16 protein-coding genes are annotated in these 19,635 nt (G+C 55.6%); 4 read left to right on the forward strand and 12 right to left on the reverse strand.

The window, feature by feature from the left end:
* Nucleotides 1-47: 47 nt before the first annotated feature.
* The 5 genes from malZ to phoB form a co-directional block, all read right to left on the reverse strand.
* Nucleotides 48-1,865, reverse strand: coding sequence for a maltodextrin glucosidase (gene malZ, locus ACUY4S_RS18010; protein WP_458022055.1), 1,818 nt, complete (start codon nt 1,863-1,865; stop codon nt 48-50).
* Nucleotides 1,866-2,458: 593 nt separating this feature from the next.
* Entirely contained in the window at nt 2,459-3,811 is a 1,353-nt protein-coding gene (gene proY, locus ACUY4S_RS18015) for a proline-specific permease ProY (RefSeq protein WP_312688950.1), read from the reverse strand.
* A gap of 84 nt (nt 3,812-3,895) precedes the next feature.
* Nucleotides 3,896-5,215, reverse strand: coding sequence for a branched-chain amino acid transporter carrier protein BrnQ (gene brnQ / locus ACUY4S_RS18020; protein ID WP_312688948.1), 1,320 nt, complete (start codon nt 5,213-5,215; stop codon nt 3,896-3,898).
* 408 nt (nt 5,216-5,623) lie between these two features.
* Entirely contained in the window at nt 5,624-6,922 is a 1,299-nt protein-coding gene (gene phoR, locus ACUY4S_RS18025) for a phosphate regulon sensor histidine kinase PhoR (RefSeq protein ID WP_312688946.1), read from the reverse strand.
* A 21-nt stretch (nt 6,923-6,943) separates the two neighbouring features.
* The gene (gene phoB, locus ACUY4S_RS18030; RefSeq protein ID WP_007373472.1) at nt 6,944-7,633 is read right to left on the reverse strand and encodes a phosphate response regulator transcription factor PhoB; all 690 of its coding nucleotides are present in this window, start codon (nt 7,631-7,633) and stop codon (nt 6,944-6,946) included.
* A 198-nt stretch (nt 7,634-7,831) separates the two neighbouring features.
* On the opposite strand from phoB, the gene sbcD reads away from it, so the two are divergent.
* Together sbcD and sbcC are read left to right on the forward strand one after the other, a co-directional pair.
* Nucleotides 7,832-9,034: an exonuclease subunit SbcD gene (sbcD, locus tag ACUY4S_RS18035; RefSeq protein WP_312688943.1), complete on the forward strand. Its 1,203-nt coding sequence runs from the start codon at nt 7,832-7,834 to the stop codon at nt 9,032-9,034.
* Nucleotides 9,031-12,177, forward strand: coding sequence for an exonuclease subunit SbcC (sbcC, locus tag ACUY4S_RS18040; protein WP_458022056.1), 3,147 nt, complete (start codon nt 9,031-9,033; stop codon nt 12,175-12,177). The genes sbcD and sbcC overlap by 4 nt, the downstream gene beginning before the upstream one ends.
* A gap of 70 nt (nt 12,178-12,247) precedes the next feature.
* On the opposite strand, the gene mak is transcribed toward sbcC, so the two are convergent.
* Nucleotides 12,248-13,156, reverse strand: a complete 909-nt coding sequence (gene mak, locus ACUY4S_RS18045; RefSeq protein ID WP_458022057.1) for a fructokinase — start codon at nt 13,154-13,156, stop codon at nt 12,248-12,250.
* 99 nt (nt 13,157-13,255) lie between these two features.
* On the opposite strand from mak, the gene rdgC reads away from it, so the two are divergent.
* Nucleotides 13,256-14,167, forward strand: coding sequence for a recombination-associated protein RdgC (rdgC, locus tag ACUY4S_RS18050; RefSeq protein WP_312688939.1), 912 nt, complete (start codon nt 13,256-13,258; stop codon nt 14,165-14,167).
* A 100-nt stretch (nt 14,168-14,267) separates the two neighbouring features.
* On the opposite strand, the gene ppnP is transcribed toward rdgC, so the two are convergent.
* The 5 genes from ppnP to ACUY4S_RS18075 all read right to left on the reverse strand — a co-directional run bounded on the left by ppnP (nt 14,268) and on the right by ACUY4S_RS18075 (nt 17,032).
* Nucleotides 14,268-14,552: a pyrimidine/purine nucleoside phosphorylase gene (gene ppnP, locus ACUY4S_RS18055; RefSeq protein ID WP_312688938.1), complete on the reverse strand. Its 285-nt coding sequence runs from the start codon at nt 14,550-14,552 to the stop codon at nt 14,268-14,270.
* Nucleotides 14,553-14,637: 85 nt separating this feature from the next.
* Nucleotides 14,638-15,315 carry an AroM family protein gene (locus tag ACUY4S_RS18060; RefSeq protein ID WP_312688937.1) on the reverse strand — a complete coding sequence of 226 codons (678 nt, stop codon included), beginning with the start codon at nt 15,313-15,315 and terminating at the stop codon, nt 14,638-14,640.
* A 215-nt stretch (nt 15,316-15,530) separates the two neighbouring features.
* Nucleotides 15,531-15,719 (reverse strand): protein YaiA, encoded by a 189-nt coding sequence (yaiA, locus tag ACUY4S_RS18065; protein ID WP_312688935.1) that lies wholly within the window; start codon nt 15,717-15,719, stop codon nt 15,531-15,533.
* A gap of 55 nt (nt 15,720-15,774) precedes the next feature.
* A complete protein-coding gene (gene aroL, locus ACUY4S_RS18070) occupies nt 15,775-16,299 on the reverse strand; it encodes a shikimate kinase AroL (protein ID WP_312688933.1) in 525 nt (174 codons plus the stop codon).
* 271 nt (nt 16,300-16,570) lie between these two features.
* Nucleotides 16,571-17,032: a YaiI/YqxD family protein gene (locus tag ACUY4S_RS18075; protein WP_312688932.1), complete on the reverse strand. Its 462-nt coding sequence runs from the start codon at nt 17,030-17,032 to the stop codon at nt 16,571-16,573.
* A gap of 145 nt (nt 17,033-17,177) precedes the next feature.
* Here ACUY4S_RS18075 and proC point away from each other — a divergent pair, with 145 nt between their 5' ends.
* Nucleotides 17,178-17,984 (forward strand): pyrroline-5-carboxylate reductase, encoded by an 807-nt coding sequence (gene proC / locus ACUY4S_RS18080; RefSeq protein ID WP_312689135.1) that lies wholly within the window; start codon nt 17,178-17,180, stop codon nt 17,982-17,984.
* Between the two features lie 34 nt (nt 17,985-18,018).
* Here proC and ACUY4S_RS18085 read toward each other — a convergent pair whose 3' ends face one another.
* Nucleotides 18,019-19,542, reverse strand: coding sequence for an FAD-dependent oxidoreductase (locus ACUY4S_RS18085; protein ID WP_458022058.1), 1,524 nt, complete (start codon nt 19,540-19,542; stop codon nt 18,019-18,021).
* Nucleotides 19,543-19,635: the final 93 nt, after the last annotated feature.

The raw sequence follows: 19,635 nt of genomic DNA on the forward strand, positions 1-19,635 counted from the left end.
CCTTCGCTAAAGGGGAGACGTTAACGCCTCCCTTCTCGCGTTTCGGCTCAGGAGGCAGACCAGACAGAAGCGCTAATCGCAGATAGCGTCAGCACGTCATCCTGTAGCGTACCTGTACCTTCTTTTAGCCGCCAGTTTTTCCCTCTGAGCAGCGGTGAATCTTCCAGCACCACTTCACAGGCTTCACCACGGTTAATCACGACCAGCACGCGTTGTTGTTGATAAACACGCACAAATACCAGCACATCCTCCTGCGCATATACCACCTCGCAGCCGCCATAACGCAGCGCCTGGCTGCGCGAACGCAGCTTCGCCATACGCTGATAAAGCGCCAGCAACCGGCCATCCTGACATGTCTTATCCCAGGGGAAGGGTTTACGGCAGAATGGATCATTGGCCCCATCCAGCCCTACTTCATCACCGTAATAGATGCAGGGGGTGCCCGGCCAGCAGAACAACCACACCACCGCCAGCGGCAAACGAGCAATATCGTTGCCCAGTACCGTTTTAAAACGCGGCGTATCGTGGCTGTCGAGTTGGTTAAACATGCGTATTTGCTGCTGATGCGACAGCCCGGCGCGGTAATTATCCATCCACGCTGCACAGGTTTGCGCATCGATTTTTTGCGGATCGTAAGCGATGTCGGTTCTGGCCAAAAACGCCCACACCGGCAGCGTAAAACCACGGTAATTCATCGCTGCATCTTCAGCATCCGTCTGGAGCCACTGACGTGCATCACCAAAGTGCTCACCTACCACGTAAGCCTGCGGCTGTGTCTCTTTGGCGGCGCGGGTAATGCCAGCAACATGGTGAAGGTTATTACGCGCACCGCCCGCCTCGCCAAGCATATGCACCACATCCAGCCGCCAGCCGTCCATATTCCACGGCGCTTTAAGCCAGTGACGAACAATACTGTCTTCCCCCTGGTATATTTCCTCGACCAGTGACGCGGCGCGATAGTCCAGTTTCGGCAGGCTCGGATACCCCAGCCAGTCGCGGGCGAGCCCTTCATCATCAAAGCTGAACCAGCTCCGCCAGGGCGAGTCCGGATTATGGCAGGCACCGCCCGTGCCTCGATTATGCCGATCAAACCAGGCATGTGAGTCGCCACAGTGGTTAAACACGCCATCGAGGATCAGGCGCATGCCTGCCGCTTGCGTAGCATGACGCAGACGCAACAGCGCCGGATCGCCGCCAAAACGGGGATCAACATGGCGATAATCTTCGGTATCGTATTTATGCACGCTGGGCGCGACGAACACCGGGTTGAGGTACAACGCAGTGACGCCCAGTTTTTTCAGGTACGGCAGTTTTTCGCTGATACCGTCAAGATCGCCGCCGTAAAATGTCGATCCCCCGGCTTCTCCGGTCAGCGGATCGTCCCAGTCGCGCATCACGGTCATCCGCCCCGCGGCATGGTGGTACCAGGCTTCATCCTGTTGGGTTGCGCGTGCCTGACTGCGGGCAAAACGATCGGGGAAGATCTGATAAAACACCTGATCCGCCACCCATTCCGGCCCACCATCGGGGGCATCTATCGCGAACTGCTCCAGTCTGGCAGGGGGAAAACGGCTAAAGCCCTGCGGCGTAAACCAAAGCTGTTTGTCTTCCCACAGCAGTTTAAAGCTGTAGCGGCGACGTGGCTGCCCGCTGCTGATATCAATGGCAGCCCGCCAGAGCGTCTCGCCGCCGGGGCCGGGTTTACGTGCGCGATGCATTGCCAGTGGGATCTCTTCGTTATCAACCTCCACCCGCAGCATCACGCGTGACGGCAGCGACACGCCGCTGAGCCAGAGGGTCACCCTCAACTGATCTTTGTCCTGCTTCACAAATGGCGCAACCGGCAGGTGCCATGCATTCAACATCGACTATCCCCTTCGTTCAAAATGACGCCACTTTTTCATAACCGCCTGCGCCTCACCTCCTTCTTTCGCTTTTTTTCCGGGGGGGAGAGACGGGGCGCAGAGGCGATCTTGCGGGATATTCACCGGGTATATAGGTGAGTTTTTCCGCGCCCGCTTCGTGCTCATGCCCGAAATCGCCCGACGGAGAGATTTTTATACTGATCAAAACTATAGCCTGAGAAGAGAGCCGCCAAGAGCAAACCGGAAAGTCGGGTCTTCATCGCACGCTCCCAGCCAAGGATTAACACGCTCAGACAGTATTTTGTGGCGCATCAATTTTGGCCGCAAGAGACGACAGAATCCTTATTGGCAGAGCACGCACCCCGCATTCGTGGCGCGTGCCCCGTACCGCAAAAGGCATCAGCGTCGGCGCTGGAAACGTTCAGCGGTTTGGGTGTCAGCGTTGAGGCTATCGCTCTGGCACGTAGCCAGGTTACAGGAGGGAAATCGCGGGGTACCGGGCTGGATGAGTGCGAGAAAGAACCGCAAGCCCGCGTACAATGTGCGATGGCATCCTGCCCGCTGGCGCAGTGCCTTGCGGGCAGTCTCCATGCTTATGCTTTACGGCGTTTAAGTACCCAGCCAATCAGCAGCAGCACAATCCATGCAAAACCGACATACAGCGAGATGCGGGTTTCCGGGTGCCAGCCAATCAGGGCGATGATGAACACCAGGAACAGCAGCCCGGCGACCGTGGTAGCGACGCCACCCGGTACTTTAAATTTCAGCGCCTTGATTTCATCGGCTGACAGACGACGGCGGAAGCCAATTTGCGACAGTAAAATCATGATCCACACCCATACGGTGGCGAAGGTCGCCAGCGACGCAATCACCAGGAAAACATTTTCCGGCATGATGTAGTTGAGATACACCGCAAACAGCAATGCGACGGTCATGACCATTACCGTTACCCACGGAATGCCGCGACGCGAGGTCTTAGCAAACATCTTCGGCGCGCTGCCCTGCTCCGCCATACCGTGCAGCATGCGGCCAACGCCAAACACATCGCTGTTAATCGCGGAGAGCGAGGCGGTCAACACCACAAAGTTGAGGATACCGGCAGCAAAAGTGATGCCCATATGCTGGAAGGTCAGGACAAACGGGCTACCGTCTGTGCCCACCTGATTCCACGGATAAATCGACATGATCACAAACAGCGTACCAACATAAAACACCAGGATACGCATCGGTACTGAGTTGATGGCGCGCGGGATCGATTTCTCCGGATCTTTCGCTTCCCCGGCGGTGATACCAATAATTTCGATACCGCCATAAGCGAACATTACCATCTGCAACGCCATCACCGTGCCCAGCCAGCCGTTACTGAAGAAGCCGCCATGACTCCACAAGTTACTGATGCCAGTCGGCTGCCCGCCGTTACCAATACCCCAAATAATGATGCCGAAACCGGCAACGATCATGATGATAATGGTGGCGACTTTAAAGAACGAGAACCAGAACTCCAGTTCACCGAACACTTTCACACTCATCAGGTTAATGGCGCAAATAATCAGCACCACGCTCAATACCCAAATCCAGTGCGGCACCGTCGGGAACCAGACGCCCATATAAATGCCAAATGCGGTAACATCGGCAATCGCGACAATCAGGATCTCAAAACAGTACGTCCAGCCGGTGATATACCCGGCGAGCGGGCCAAGGTTTTCCTGGGCATAGCGGGAGAAGGAACTGGCGGAAGGGTTATGCACCGACATTTCGCCCAACGCGCGCATAATGATGTACGCGGCGACGCCACCAATAATGTAGGCCAGCAATACACTTGGCCCCGCCATTTTGATGGCATCTGCAGAGCCGTAAAACAGGCCGGTGCCGATTGCCGAACCCAGCGCCATAAAGCGAATGTGGCGGGTGCTTAGCCCACGCTTCAGCTTATTCGTACTTTCCATCGTTTCCACTGCCATTATTCAACACAAAAATAAAAAACCACGGAGCACGACACCCCGTGGTTAAACAAGCCGTGTTTGCCGCTGTTAATGCGCGCTGGAGGTCACTTGTCGCCCCGCTGCGCGATCCCAGATTGCCGCCAGAACCACCATCACCAGGCTTGGCATCAACCAGGCCAGTCCCTGCTCCGCCAGCGGTAAACGCTGCGTCCAGGCGGGGAGGTGTTCTGCAAAGGCAGAGGCTTTCACGCCGTCAAGGATACCAAAAAGCAGACTAATGAACATAGCCGGTGCGATAACGCGGGTGGAACTGTTCCAGAAGGAGCGGGTAAAGCTCAGTACCACCAGCACGATGCACGGCGGGTAGATCATCGTCAGCACCGGAATCGAAATCTGGATCAGATGGCTCAGTCCGAGGTTGGAAACCGCCATCGAGAAGATACCCAAGATAAATACCAGCGTACGGTAGGAGAGCGGCAGATACTGGGCAAAGAACTCTGCACAGGCACAGGTCAGGCCAACCGCCGTCACCAGACAGGCAATAAAAATCAGTGCGGCCAGCAGGAAACTGCCCGCGCCACCAAAGGTATGCTGAACATAGGCATGCAGGATCGCCGCGCCGTTAGCAGACTGTTCCACCAGCGTTGAGCTGTGAGAACCGAGACGGAACAGCGCCAGATAGAGCAGCGTCAGGCCAACACCCGCCATCAGCCCAGCCCAGACCGTGTAACGGGTCAGCAGGCGTGCTTCGGTAACACCGCGAGAACGCGCGGCGTTGACAATCACGATACCGAACACCATGGCACCGAGGGTGTCCATCGTCAGGTAACCATTCACGAAACCATTCGAAAACGGTGCAGTCTGGTAGGCTTCCAGCGCGTGGCTGATCGGGCCGGCAGGCCAGACAATAGCAGCGATGGCGAGGATCGTCAGGGCAATAATTTTCAGCGGCGCCAGGAAGTTACCCACCGTATCCAGCAGTTTACCCGGGTAGAGCGACACCAGGATCACCAGCGCAAAATAGATGATGCTGTAAATCAGCAGCGGCATTGCGCCTTCACCGGTCAGCGGTGCGATCCCGACTTCAAAAGAGACTGTTGCAGTACGCGGAGTCGCAAACAACGGCCCCACCGCCAGATAGCACACCGTCGCCAGCAGTACGCCCGCCACTTTGCCAATCGGGGTGCTCAGGCTGTCTACGCCACCACCCACTTTCGCCAGCGCGACCACGGTAAGGACGGGCAGGCCAACGGCGGTGATCAGAAAGCCTATGGCTGCTGTCCAGACGTGTTCACCCGCCTGTAAGCCGACCATCGGTGGAAAAATGATGTTACCTGCGCCTACGAAGAGGGCAAAAGTCATAAAGCCCAGAGCAACAATGTCTCGTGGTTTTAAGTGATGGGTCATATTTTGTTACTGCCTGTGGATGTGGTGTCGTAAAAATGATGTTTTTTTCGCCTTTCCCTACCGAACAATACAACGTCTATATCGCTGAAAGTCAGCGGGAAATGCTTTATGCATTACGTAGCGGAGAATAGTTTTTCGATTTACCACGCAAATACAGTCGGTATAACGATGTACGGGGCGCAATTTAAACGCTTATAACGTTTAAAGGCAAGGTGGGATCGCAAAACCAGATGCATCTACTACAACGGGAATTCTTACCAGTGAATAATTCCAATTATAAGAAAAACACATGGCTGATCATGCGAACAAAAAAGCAGCATGCGTACAAAATACGTTTCAGGATGGAGACAAGGTACGTATGAGCGGTCTGTTTTCACAGACCGCTGGAAAGATAAGCTGACAGCGAGCTCAGGAAGCGGCTTTTTTGGCAACCAGGCGTTCCGGAAGAACAAAACTGAAGCGGGTACCTTTACCTGGCTGACTGACAATATCGAGACGGCTTTCGTGGTGGTTTACCGCATGCTTCACAATCGCCAGCCCCAGGCCACTGCCACCGGTTTGCCGGGATCGGGCTTTGTCCACCCGGTAAAAACGTTCGGTGAGACGCGGAATATGCTCAGCGGCAATGCCCGGCCCGTTATCTTCGACGCTGAACTCCGCCCCCTGCGCCAGGTGACGCCAGCTCACGATAATATGTGTCCCTGCCGGGGTATGGTTGACAGCGTTATACACCAGATTGGAAATGGCGCTGCGGAGTTGCTCTTCATTGCCGAGCACTTTGAGACTGCTGTCGACATCAAAATCAAAGGTGTGCTTTTGCTGACTGAGGGTTTGCGCCTCGCGCTCCACGACCCGCAGCATCATCGGCACATCAATGGTTTCGTTGGGCGGCAATGTCGGCGCCGCTTCAATCTTCGACAGCGTGAGTAGCTGGCGCACCAGACCTTCCATGCGCGAGGTCTGTTCCCGCATGGTATGCAGCGCTTTTTCCCGTGGCGCGCCTTCAAGCGTCTGCTCTTGCATCATCTCCAGGTAGCCCTGCAACACGGTCAACGGCGTACGTAGCTCATGGCTGACATTGGCAAAAAAGTTGCGCCGCGCCCCTTCCAGTTGATGCATTTGTGTCACATCGCGCGCCACCAGCAACAAATGCTCTTCCGTGTAGGGCATCACGCGGATCTCGAGATGGCGACCGTTGTTAAGCACCAGGTGCAAAGGCCGGGTAAACTCTTTTTTCTTCAGGTATTGGGTGAATTCGGGGTAACGCAGCAGGTTAAGGATGTTCTGCCCGCTATCATCTGGCCAGCGCAGCCCCAGCACTTGTTGCGCAAGACCGTTGCACCAGAAAATAGCGCCTTCCTGCGTGGTGAGGATCACCGCATCCGGAAGGGATTCCGCCCCGCTGCGAAAGCGCTTGATCAGGCTACCCAGTTCACGGCGACGCTTTTTGTTGCGCATCTGCATCTGGTGCAACCCATACAAAAGAGGCTCCCAGCTTCCTGTGCCGGGCGGCGGGGTCATACTTTTATCAACCCATAGCCACCAGGAGAGGCGCAATAAATTCCAGAAATGCCAGATCAGTAACCCGGTTACCGCGGCGAGTAAAAACCAGGGCAGATAACCGAACATGACGCCGAGTATTAAGGCGGGGATACAACAAAGGAGGAGCTCCAGCACCAGCCTTTTCCATGACAGCCGTTCCAGCACGCGTCACACTCCTGTCAAATTTCAGAAACGGGTCGAAAAACGGTATCCCGTGCCGCGCACTGTTTGCACCATACGATCGTGACCACTGTGTTCCAGCGCTTTGCGCAGTCGGCGAATATGCACGTCCACCGTACGGTCTTCCACATACACATTGGTTCCCCAAACATGATTCAGCAACTGCTCGCGGCTGTAAACACGTTCCGGGTGAGTCATAAAGAAGTGTAAGAGTTTAAACTCTGTCGGGCCCATATCCAGTGGATTTTCACCGGTCATTACGCGGTGAGACGAGGGATCGAGGCTCAGCCCCTGCATTTCGATGACCTCTTCCACCGCCATCGGCGAAATGCGGCGCATGACAGCCTTGATACGCGCCACCAGCTCTTTTGGCGAGAAAGGTTTGGTAATATAGTCGTCCGCTCCGGTTTCCAGGCCGCGAACGCGATCCTCTTCTTCACCACGCGCCGTCAGCATCATTACCGGAATGTCACGGGTCATGGCTTCACGTTTCAGATGTTTAATAAACTGAATGCCTGAACCACCTGGCAACATCCAGTCCAGCAAAACGAGATCGGGCCAGGGTTCATTCAGTTGATTCACCGCGCTGTCATAATCTTCAGCTTCTACTGGTTGAAAGCCATTTTGCTCGAGCACAAAGCAAACCATTTCACGGATGGGTGCTTCGTCTTCTACGACCAGAATTCGTCTCGCCATAATTTGCCCTGTTTTATTTAAGTCGTCAGTATATATAGCGGCGCCATTATGCGTCAGTTTTATGACAGATTTATGAATAACATGACCGTCAGATGACCCTCTTCAGCACGCGATGACAATCCCTGTTTTTATTCGGATATGTCCCTCATCTGCTTAATGTTTATAATCTGATTTACGTTTTTTCGCCACGGAACCGCTATGCGCATAATTCACACCTCTGACTGGCATCTGGGACAGAACTTTTACAGTAAAAGCCGTGCCGCCGAACACGACGCTTTTCTCGACTGGTTGCTGGAAAACGCCGAAAGCCACCAGGCAGATGCGATCATTGTGGCTGGCGACATCTTTGATACCGGTTCACCGCCGAGCTATGCCCGCGAGTTATATAACCGTTTTGTGGTTAAACTCCAGCGCACCGGCTGCCAGTTAGTGGTGCTGGCCGGCAACCATGACTCCGTGGCCACGCTCAATGAATCGAAAGAGATTCTGGCCTATTTGAAAACGACCGTAGTAGCCAGCGCCGGGGCGGCACCTTTTCTGCTCCACCGCCGTAATGGCGAGCCCGGAGCCGTGTTTTGCCCGGTGCCGTTTCTGCGTCCGCGCGACATTGTCCTGAGTCAGGCGGGTCTGTCCGGCCTGCAAAAACAGCAACATCTGCTCGCGGCTATCACTGACTATTATCAACAGCAGTACCGTGACGCCTGCACTCTGCGTGGCGATAGCGCGCTGCCTGTTATCGCCAGCGGCCATTTGACCACCGTTGGTGCCAGCAAAAGTGACGCGGTACGTGATATTTATATCGGCACGCTGGATGCCTTTCCGGCGCAGAATTTCCCCCCTGTTGACTATATGGCACTTGGTCATATCCACCGGGCGCAAAAAATTGGCGGTGAGGAGCACATTCGTTACTGCGGCTCACCGATCCCGCTCAGTTTTGATGAAACCGGTAAAAGCAAAAGCGTTAACCTTGTGAGCTTTGCCGGGGGGAAACTGGCCGAAGTGACCACGCTTAATGTTCCCACCACACAGGAACTGGCAGTGATCAAAGGTGATTTCGCCGCCATCTGCCAGCAACTGGAACAGTGGCGCGATGCCCCTGCCGACAAACCGGTCTGGCTGGACATCGAAATCGAAAGCCATGACTACCTGGCGGATGTGCAACGCAAAATCCAGCAGGTGACCGAAGCCCTTCCCGTGGAAGTCCTGTTAGTTCGCCGCAGCCGTGAACATCGCGAGCGCATACTTGCTGGCGAGCTGCGGGAAACGCTCAATGAATTAAAAGTCGAAGAGGTTTTTGCCCGCCGCCTGGCGCATGAAGAGCTCGACGAAACGCAAAGCGTGCGTTTACAGGCCTTGTTCAGTGAGGCATTGCAGGCGCTGGATGAGGAGAAAGAGGCATGAAAATTCTCAGTTTGCGACTAAAAAACCTGAATTCATTGAAAGGTGAATGGAAGATCGACTTTAGTGAAGAGCCCTTCGCGAGTAACGGTCTGTTCGCCATCACTGGCGCAACAGGCGCGGGTAAAACCACCCTCCTCGACGCCATCTGCCTTGCGCTTTACCACGAAACACCTCGCCTCAGCACCTTATCGCAGTCACAAAACGATCTGATGACCCGGGACACTGCCGAATGCCTGGCAGAGGTGGAGTTTGAAGTCAAAGGCGTGGCGTATCGCGCTTTCTGGAGCCAGAGTCGCGCCAGAGGTTTAGCCGAAGGCAACCTGCAGGCACCGCGCGTTGAGCTGGCAATGTGCGCCAGCGGCAAAATTCTGGCCGATAAAGTCAAAGACAAACTGGAACTGACCGCCTCACTCACCGGGCTGGATTACGGCCGCTTTACCCGTTCGATGCTGCTATCTCAGGGGCAATTTGCCGCCTTCCTGAACGCCAAACCGCGGGAGCGCGCCGAATTGCTGGAGGAGCTGACCGGCACCGAAATCTACGGGCAAATTTCCGCCATGGTGTTTGAGAAACATAAAGCGGCGAAAATCCGGCTGGAAAAATTACAGGCGCAGGCCGAAAGTGTCGCACTGTTGGACGATGCCCAGCGCCAGCAGCTTGAACAAAGTTTGCAGGCACTTACTGACCAGGAACACCACCTGCTGGCTGACCTGAGCATTCGCCAGGCGCAGGCGAACTGGCTGAACCGGAACGCTGAATTGCGCGACGCTCAGGACCGGGCGCAGGCCGCCTTAGTGCAGGCCCGTCAGGCCCAGGCAAGCGCGCAACCCCAACTGGCAGCGCTAGAACGCGCACAGCCGGCTCAGCAGCTGCGCCCCTTATGGGAGCGCCTTGAAGAACAGCGTAAAACGTTGCGTCGCACCGGTCAGCAGAGTGACGAAGTAAATACTCGCTTACATAACAGCCTGACACAGCGCGCCCGTATTCGCTTCAGCGCCGCGCAGCAACTCGCCACCTTACAGCGTTCCCAAAAAACGCTGGATAGCTGGCTGGCTGAACATGCCCGTTACCAACAGTGGCACAACGAGCTGACCGGCTGGCGGGTGCTATTTAATCAACTGGAAGAAGAAAAAAAACAGTGGCTAAACCTGCAACAACGCATTCAGAGCCATGAATCCAGGCTGAAGACACTGCCAGTCTCAACGCTGGCGCTCAGCATGGAAGAAACCGCCCAGGCCATGCAACGGTGCGCGCAGCAGCGCCCGCAGCGTCAGCAGTTAATCGCCCTGCATGCCCGTTTTGCGCCGCTACGTAAACAGCTAAGTCTTCGCCAGCAGAGCCTGGTCGATCTGAAAAACGAGCAGGAGAAGCTCACTCTCGAGCTGGCACGCAAGCGCGAACTGTATAAAGAAAAAAATCAGTTGCTGGTGGATGTCACCACCATTGTCGAGCTGGAAAACCGCATTAAAGATCTCGAAAGCGAGCGTGCCCGCCTGCAACCCGGCCACCCTTGCCCGCTCTGTGGCGCGACGGAACACCCGGCGGTGGCGCACTATCAAACCCTCGAACCCGGCGTGAACCAGGCGCGACGCAATACGCTGGATCTGGAAGTCCGCCAGGTAAAAGAAGAGGGTGTTGCGCTAAGCGAAAGGCTGAAAGGCCTGGGCGAACGTTACGAGAAAGATGAGCGCGAAGCCAGAGCCTTACAGCAGGAAGAACAGACCCTGCTGCAGTCGTGGGCCAGCGCCTGCGCCGCACTGAATGTGACGCTGGAACCGCACCGGGAGCTGACCAGTTGGCAAAGCGCGCAGGATGCCTACGAGCATCAGCTTTATTTGTTGAATCAGCACCAGACGTTGCAGCAGCAAATTCATGAACTGCGCCAGCAGGGTGAACATTATCAACAGGCGGTTGTCAGCCGCCGTGCCAGCCTGGCCTCAGCCTTGCAACCGCTCGAACTCAGCCTGCCAGAGGAAGGTGAAGAGCACGCCTGGCTGGCGGCGCGGGCGCAGGAAGCGGAGCAGTGGCAACAGCAGCAGCAACAACTGGCTTCGTTGCGCGAAAGCATGGCGCAGCTAACGCCTGTGATTGAAACGCTGCCGGCCGACGATGCTCTTGCGGACGGGCAAACCACTGCGCTGGAAGGCTGGCGTCAGATCCATAACGATTGTGTGTCGTTACAGAGCCAGTGGCAAACGCTGCAGCAGCAACTGGCGCAGGAAAGTGCCACAGAAAATGCGCTGGAAAAACAGTTCGCCAGCGCGCTGAAAAACAGTGTCTTTGCGGATACGGAAGCGTTTCTTGCCGCACTGCTTGACGACGGCGAACGTCAGCGCCTTGAGCAACTGCGCCAGAAACTGGACAGCGACTGCCAGCAAAAACAGGCGCTGGCTGTCAGTGCCGAACAGGCAGTGGCCGCGCACCAGGCGCAGCCGCCTGCCGGAATGGCAAAAGAGATCACCGCCGAAAGCGCCACGCAGGCGCTGGCAAGCGCCAACCACCAGTTGCGTGAAAACACGACCCAGCAGGGTGCATTGCGCCAGCAGCTGAAACAGGATATCGCTAACCGCCAGCGCCAACAGGCGGTGCTGCTGGAGATTGAGCAGGCCACCGTGTGCTGCGACGACTGGGGCCAGTTAAATGCGCTGATTGGCTCGAAAGAAGGCGATAAATTCCGTAAGTTTGCCCAAGGGCTGACGCTGGATAATCTGGTATGGCTGGCCAACAACCAGCTCACTCGTCTGCATGGCCGCTATCTGCTAAAACGCAAAGCCAGCGAGGCGCTGGAACTGGAAGTGGTCGATACCTGGCAGGCCGATGCGGTTCGCGATACGCGCACCCTCTCCGGCGGCGAAAGCTTCCTGGTAAGTCTGGCGCTGGCACTGGCGCTGTCCGATCTGGTGAGTCATAAAACTCGCATTGATTCGCTGTTCCTCGACGAGGGATTCGGCACACTGGATAGCGAAACGCTGGACACCGCGCTGGATGCGCTGGACGCGTTAAATGCTACCGGCAAAACCATTGGCGTGATCAGCCATGTCGAAGCGATGAAAGAGCGCATTCCGGTGCAGATCAAAGTGAAGAAGATCAACGGGCTGGGTTACAGCAAACTGGACAGTAAATTCGCGGTATCTCAGGGCTGATAAACGAAGCGCCACCCTGCATTGTGCCGGGTGGCGCTTCTTACTCGAACGATATTCACATAACGCAGTATTACTCGCCGTGCGGCCACAGCCAGGCCGCGCCGCGCACGCCGCTCGAATCCCCGTGCAGCGCTTTGCGGATCGGGGTTTCACATTCACCGCCAAATACCCAGTTTCGCACCAGTCCGGGCACGGTCTGGTACAAACGGTCCACATTACTCATCCCACCACCGAGCACAATAACATCCGGATCAAGAATATTGATCACATGCGCCAGCGACTTGGCAAGCCGCAACTCGTAACGGCCTAACGCCAGTTCGGCTACGGGATCCTGCGCCTCGGCCAGCCGGATGATCTCGCTGCCTTTTAACAGCTGCCCGCCAAGGCGATGATAATCGGTGGCGAACCCTGTTCCGGAGATAAACGTCTCAATACATCCCTGCTTACCGCAGTAACAGGCGACCTCAGCACGGTAGTGCAGTTCGTCATCGTCCATCCACGGCAGCGGATTGTGCCCCCACTCTCCCGCCGTGCCGTTGCCGCCAATGTGCACCTGTCCATTGATGGCAATGCCGGAACCACAGCCGGTGCCGATGATCACCGCAAACACGGTTTGCGCACCGGCCGCCGCACCATCTACCGCTTCAGATACCGCCAGGCAGTTGGCATCATTTGCCAGCCGCACTTCACGGTTCAGACGCTGGCTTAAATCTTTATCGAACGGCTTACCGTTCAGCCACGTGGAGTTTGCGTTTTTGACCACGCCAGTATACGGCGAAATCGAGCCGGGAATGCCCATCCCCACCGTTCCAGTCTGGCCTGTCTCTTTCTCTGTTAAATCCACCATCGAAGCAATCAGCTCTATGGTTTGCAGATAATCACGCGGCGTAGGCTGACGGTGACGAAACAACGCCTCGCCATTCTCGCCCAGTGCGATGATCTCTGTTTTTGTCCCACCTAAATCGATACCGATACGCACATCAAACTCCTCATAGTGGACCACGCATTAGCAATGCAACGAAGCCGACAATTCGCTATCATGCCCGCTGCATTTAACGACAAGGCCGTGGAAAAAATCATGCTGTGGTTCAAAAATTTAATGGTATACCGTCTCAGCCGCGATGTAGCGCTGCGTGCGGAAGAGATGGAAAAACAGCTTGCCCCACTATCGTTTACTCCTTGCGGTAGTCAGGATATGGCGAAAACCGGCTGGGTTCCACCGATGGGTTCACACAGCGATGCGCTGACCCATACCGCCAACGGGCAGATTATTATTTGCGCCCGCAAAGAAGAAAAAATTCTGCCGACGCCGGTAGTCAAACAAGCGCTGGAAGCGAAAATCTCCCGTCTCGAAGCGGAACAGGGCCGAAAGCTGAAAAAAACCGAAAAAGATTCCCTGAAAGACGAAGTGCTGCATTCTCTGCTGCCGCGCGCGTTCAGCCGCTTCAGCCAGACCATGATGTGGATCGACACCGTAAATGGCCTCATTATGGTGGATTGTGCCAGTGCCAAAAAAGCGGAAGACACGCTGGCGCTGCTGCGCAAGAGCCTTGGTTCGCTGCCGGTGGTTCCGCTGGCGATGGAAAACCCCATTGAGCTGACCCTGACCGAGTGGGTGCGCTCCGGCACCGTGGCGCAGGGCTTCCAGCTACTGGACGAAGCCGAACTGAAAGCGATGCTGGAAGATGGCGGCGTGATCCGCGCTAAAAAGCAGGATTTGGTGAGCGACGAAATCGCAGTCCATATTGAAGCGGGCAAAGTGGTCACTAAACTGGCCCTCGACTGGCAGCAACGTATTCAGTTCCTGATGTGCGACGACGGCTCCGTTAAGCGGTTGAAGTTCTCCGACGAATTGCGCGATCAGAACGAAGATATTGACAGAGAAGATTACGCTCAGCGTTTTGATGCCGATTTTATTCTGATGACCGGCGAGCTGGCGGCGTTGATCCAAAACCTGGTAGAAGGTTTGGGCGGCGAAGCACAGCGCTAATTTCGTGCCCCTGACGAGGCCTGATACGCAACGCGTCATCAGGCCGTTTTTGCCGGATGGCGGTAAACGCTTCCTCCGGTCAGATTCGGTTTAGCGGCCTTTACAGATAGCGGCAGAGATAAGCGCTGGGCTCAGCGACCTGCAAATGGAACTCACTCTGACCTGGCACGTTGAACACTTCACCCGCCGAGTACGTTTTCCACTCCGTTTCACCCGGTAGCAAAACGTTCAGCGCCCCGCTGACGACCGTCATCTCTTCTGGCTGCGCCGTCCCAAAGGTGTACTCCCCTTCAAGCATCACGCCTACGCTGGCACGGCCAGTGCTACTGCTGGTAAAACCAATGGATTTCACTTTACCGGAGAAGTACTCATTACTTTGAAGCATGAACGGGCCCTTTTAAAAATGTATGAAAAAACAATATAGAGGCCGCTGTTTGCTTCTGTCACGCGAAATTGCACGGGACTGTGGACTAGACCAGCAGTTCCGACGCGAGGCGCGCGGCAAGGACATTAGACAATAAAACCGGAACATCCAGCGCTTTCTGGAGTAAATCACGGTGATGCTGATGGAATCCGAGACAATCAAGCATTAACACATCGGCCCCCTGGGCCAGCAAAGACTGCCCCGCACCGATCAGCTCGCTCTCCGTAGCCAGAAAGGGATGCGCCAGCGCATAGTAGGGTTCGTTTTCCAGAACCTGCCATTTACGCCGTTGCTGCGCCATTAATTCCGGGATAGGAACGATCACACCCACCTGGTGCCCATCGACAATTGATGCCACCAGCGGTGGGATAATACGCTGCGGTTCGATGAGAATGGCGTTACGCGCCACCAGCCCGCGAATGTCGGCGGTGCTCATCAGTAAAATCACATCGTAACCCTGATTATCCAGCACTTCGATAACGCTTTGCAGGTCGCGCTCCACTTTTTCGCGCGACACCATGCCCAGTGAATCATCCTGCAAACGCGTCGGGATAGCACTCTCCCCGGCTTCTACACGGTATTCGCGGCGGACTTCATCAGGGTCCATCTTCCCCAGCAAACTGATATGGGTAATCTGCTGTTCGGGCACATGCTCCGCGAGGAGCGGTAAGGTCTCTTCTACCGGCACCACACCAATGGTGAGGATCGCCAAAGTCGCACTCATTTCTGCTTTCCGCCTTTCATTAATGCTTACTTTTTGCGTTAACCACTACCCGGTATGAGCCATGATGCGTAGGGAAAACGAGCCACCTTTGTGTTCAAGTACACTCCAGTAACATGCAAATATAACAACTGAGGGGCATCCATCCAGCCCCAAAATGTGAGGTAAGTCCGTTTCTGCACTCTTCAGGAAATGATCCTGTCGGAGGACGCTATGACTTAGCTTTTATCCGGATCTTCATAGCGCTTTTTCGCGTCCAGCGCTTCCTGCTCGGTGGGATGTTCGCTAATTAATGAATCAGGCTTCGGGTGATCAGCACGTAACTGATACCAGGTCTCTGTCTGACCCGCACCTTTTTCAACGGCGACAACACGGGCTTCACGCGGGTAAGGTGGTTTCGTCGGCATAGCTCTTCCTTTTTTGTCTTTGTCGGTCGAGCTGTAAGTATAGACAAACGTTTCGCTAACTGGCGCGCGCCAGATGTAAAGCTGCCTCAATTTCCGCCACCACCCGCCCGGCGGGCTGCGCGGCATCCACGACATAGTGTGCCGCTTCACGGTATAACGCGTCACGAAGCGCCAACACTTCGCTCACCTCTTCGCTGATGGGTTTGCCGGTCAGCGTGGGCCGCTGCTCCCCTTCCGGGAAAGCCTCCAGCCTGCCCGCCAGAACCGAAACCGGGGCGCACAAATAGATGACGATGCCCTTTTCACGCATAAAACTGCGATTATAGTCGCTCAGCACAATCCCACCGCCTGTCGCAATGACACGGGATGGTGCGGTCACCGCCTCCAGCGCTGCCGTTTCTCTTGCGCGGAATGCTTCCCACCCTTCGTTATCAACAAGGGCCGCAATGCTCTGCTTAACCTCTTCTTGCAACCAGTGGTCAGTGTCAATGAACTGACACTCCTGCGCCAGCGCCAGCGCCTTCCCCACGGTGGTTTTACCGCATCCGCGTGCGCCAATTAAGAAAATGGGTAACGTCATTAGCGGGTATTTCCTCCGGGTCCCTTCATTCATGGGACGGATAATAAGAGCGCGATGATATCACTAAGCTAGTACAATATTCATCGTAAATTTTACGTTACACTTTTATGTCTGCCGTAGCGAAAAAAGGCTAACAAACCAGTTATGGCAAACCCTTTCGCTGTAAAGATTTTGTGGCAACACGTGTGGCGGTAACCTTACTGAATGTAACACAGGCTGGCAAGCCCGCAAGGCGGGGAACATTACCATATCGCGCAGGGTTGTGCAGAATTTACTCTGGCTGGCGGCGTTTGACTTCCAGCAGCCATTTATCTAACTGCGCGGCAAATTGCTGACGATCGCGCTGTGAGAGGCTGTCCGGGCCGCCGGTCTGGATGCCGCTGGCACGCAGCGTGTCCATAAAGTCACGCATGGTCAACTTTTCACGAATGGTAGCGTCAGTATAGCGTTCCCCGCGCGGGTTTAATGCCGCAGCCCCTTTCGCCAGTACTTCTGCCGCCAGCGGAATATCCGCTGTGATCACCAGATCCTCTGCACTGCACAGCCGCACGATTTCGTTATCGGCCACATCAAACCCCGCTGGAACCCGTAATGCGCGGATCACACGTGATGGCGGCACACGAAGATTCTGGTTAGCCACCAATGTCAGCGGTGTCTGTGTGCGCTCGGCGGCGCGAAACAGGATCTCTTTAATCACATTCGGACACGCGTCCGCATCTACCCAAATCGCCATAGCTGCTCCTTATTGACTGCCGCGCATTGTCGCTTTAATTGCCCACAGGGGAAAGTAGAGAGATTACAGAGGAAGCTTTAGCCCTGCGCCGAAATCCACGTTAAGCTATATACCACAAGCAATTACAAGCAGAGGGACAAACGTGATGGAGAAAAAAATCGGTTTTATCGGCTGCGGCAACATGGGCAAAGCGATCCTCAGCGGCTTAATTGCCAGTGGGCAAGTTTTGCCGGGGCAGATCTGGGTTTATACCCCCACTGCAGATAAAGTTGCCGCCCTGCACGATCAGTTTGGTGTTAACGCTGCGCAAAGCGCGCAGGAAGTGGCGCAAATTGCCGATATCGTCTTTGGCGCCGTAAAACCCAACATCATGGTAAAAGTGCTGAGTGAGGTCGCCTCCAGCCTTAACAAAGAGACACTGGTGGTTTCTATTGCTGCGGGCGTCACGCTCGATCAACTGGCGCGCGCCCTCGGCCATGACCGCAAAATCGTTCGCGCAATGCCGAATACGCCTTCGCTGGTCAATGCCGGCATGACATCCATTACACCCAATGCGCTGGTGACCTCAGAAGACACCGCCGATGTGCTGAACATTTTCCGCTGCTTTGGCGAAGCCGAAGTGATTGCCGAAGCGATGATCCACCCGGTCGTTGGTGTCAGCGGCTCTGCGCCCGCCTATGTCTTTATGTTTATCGAAGCAATGGCCGATGCAGCCGTGCTGGGCGGGATGCCGCGCGCGCAGGCATACAAATTTGCCGCCCAGGCGGTGATGGGCTCTGCCAAAATGGTGCTGGAGACCGGCAAGCATCCGGGCGAACTCAAAGATATGGTCTGCTCCCCTGGCGGCACCACCATTGAAGCGGTAAAAGTACTGGAAGAAAAAGGCTTCCGCTCTGCGGTCATCGAAGCCATCGAAGCCTGTATGGCGAAATCCGATACGCTGAGCAAATAATCTTCCCCTCTCCCGCCCGGGAGAGGGTCGCGTTTTACGAGAGCATCTCGCTGGCGGCGTTCATACTTAATGGTTGTTGCATTTTCAGCAGCAACCCTGCCGTTGCGGTGTTTTCACCGCAGCTCAGCACCGCTTTTAACACGCCCGCCTCGCCATACAACACCGCAAAGCGCTTATCCGCAAACGAGCCGAGCATTTTGACGCTGTCCCACTCGCGCGCATAACCCAGGTACTCAAAACGCGTACCAAAATGTGTCGTCCAGAAAAAAGGCACCCGATCAAACACCCGCTGCTCACCCAGCATATTGAGGGCGGCAATGCGCCCTTGCTGCTGCGCCACGCGCCAGTGTTCAATCCGTCGGCGCCCTTCCGGTGCCGGGTAACTGGCAATGTCTCCAACTGCCCAGACATCGGGTGCGGCACTGAGCGTTTCGTCAACACTCAGGCTGCCGTCCTCTTCGTGGCGCAGGTTCAGCGCCAGATCTGTCACCGGGCGCACCCCGGTCGCAAACACCACAACCTGTGCTGGCAGCGTGCGGCCATCCTTCAGGGTGATGCCCGTTACATGGCCGTTTCCTTCCAGCGCCGCCGGCTCGCCAGTCACGAATTTAACGCCGTTTTGCTGGTGCAGATCTTTAAAACGCCGGCCCATCTCTTCACCAAATTGCGGTACAAACGGCAACGCGTGGCGTGACAGCACGGTGACATCAATGTCCTGATTACGCAGTGCCGCCGCCAGTTCCATGGCGATAAAGCTATTGCCAATAATCACCAGCTGCTGCTGTTGTTCGGCATCATTAAGCAGCGTTTGCGCCTGATGAATATCACGCAATACATGCACTCCCGCCAGGTGGTTGCCGGGGATCTCCGGCCACACCGGTTGCCCACCCGTCGCCAGCAGGAGTTTATCGAAATGAAGCTGACGCCCGCTGGCGAGAGTGAGCTGGTGCCCGTCGCAATCCACACGGGTTACCTCCTCCCGCAGGCTCTCTACGCCTGGCTGGCTATAAAAATCGTCGCCCAGCAGATGGGGCACTTCACTGATTTTCATCTTGCCAGAGGGAACAAATTTACTCAGCGCGGTACGGTCATATGGCGCATCGTCTTCTTTATCAATCATGATCAGATGCCCGGTAAAGCCGGCGTCTCGCAGGGTGATTGCCGCCGCACTGCCTGCTGCGCCGGTGCCGAGGATCACTGCCGTTTGTGGGTGATCGCCACGGATCTTTGGTCTGCTGGCGGGCGACAGCGGGCGCGGATTTACCAACACACGATTGTGTTCAATGGTCACCGGGTACTGCTTAAGATTGGTCAGCGCCAGCGGCTCCCGCCACTCCCCATTGGTGATATCAAACGCCGCCTTATGCCACGGGCAGACCAGTTTGCCATCACAAATGGCCCCTTTTTCCAGCGGCCCGCCTGCATGGGGGCATTTGCTTTGAAAGGCGCGAACCTGAGTCAGCGTACGAATAAGGATTATGGCGGTGCCCGCCACATCGACTTTTACCGGCTGATTTTCCGGCAGCGAATTCAAATCGGTAACATACTGATAATTCATAACATTGCTCTCGTGTCAGTGTTGCAAAAACGGGCGTAACGCCAGACAGCGCACAACCACGAGGAAAGGAAACGTAAAACGTCGCTTAGAACA

The sequence above is a fragment of the Kosakonia beeri genome (assembly GCF_054165705.1).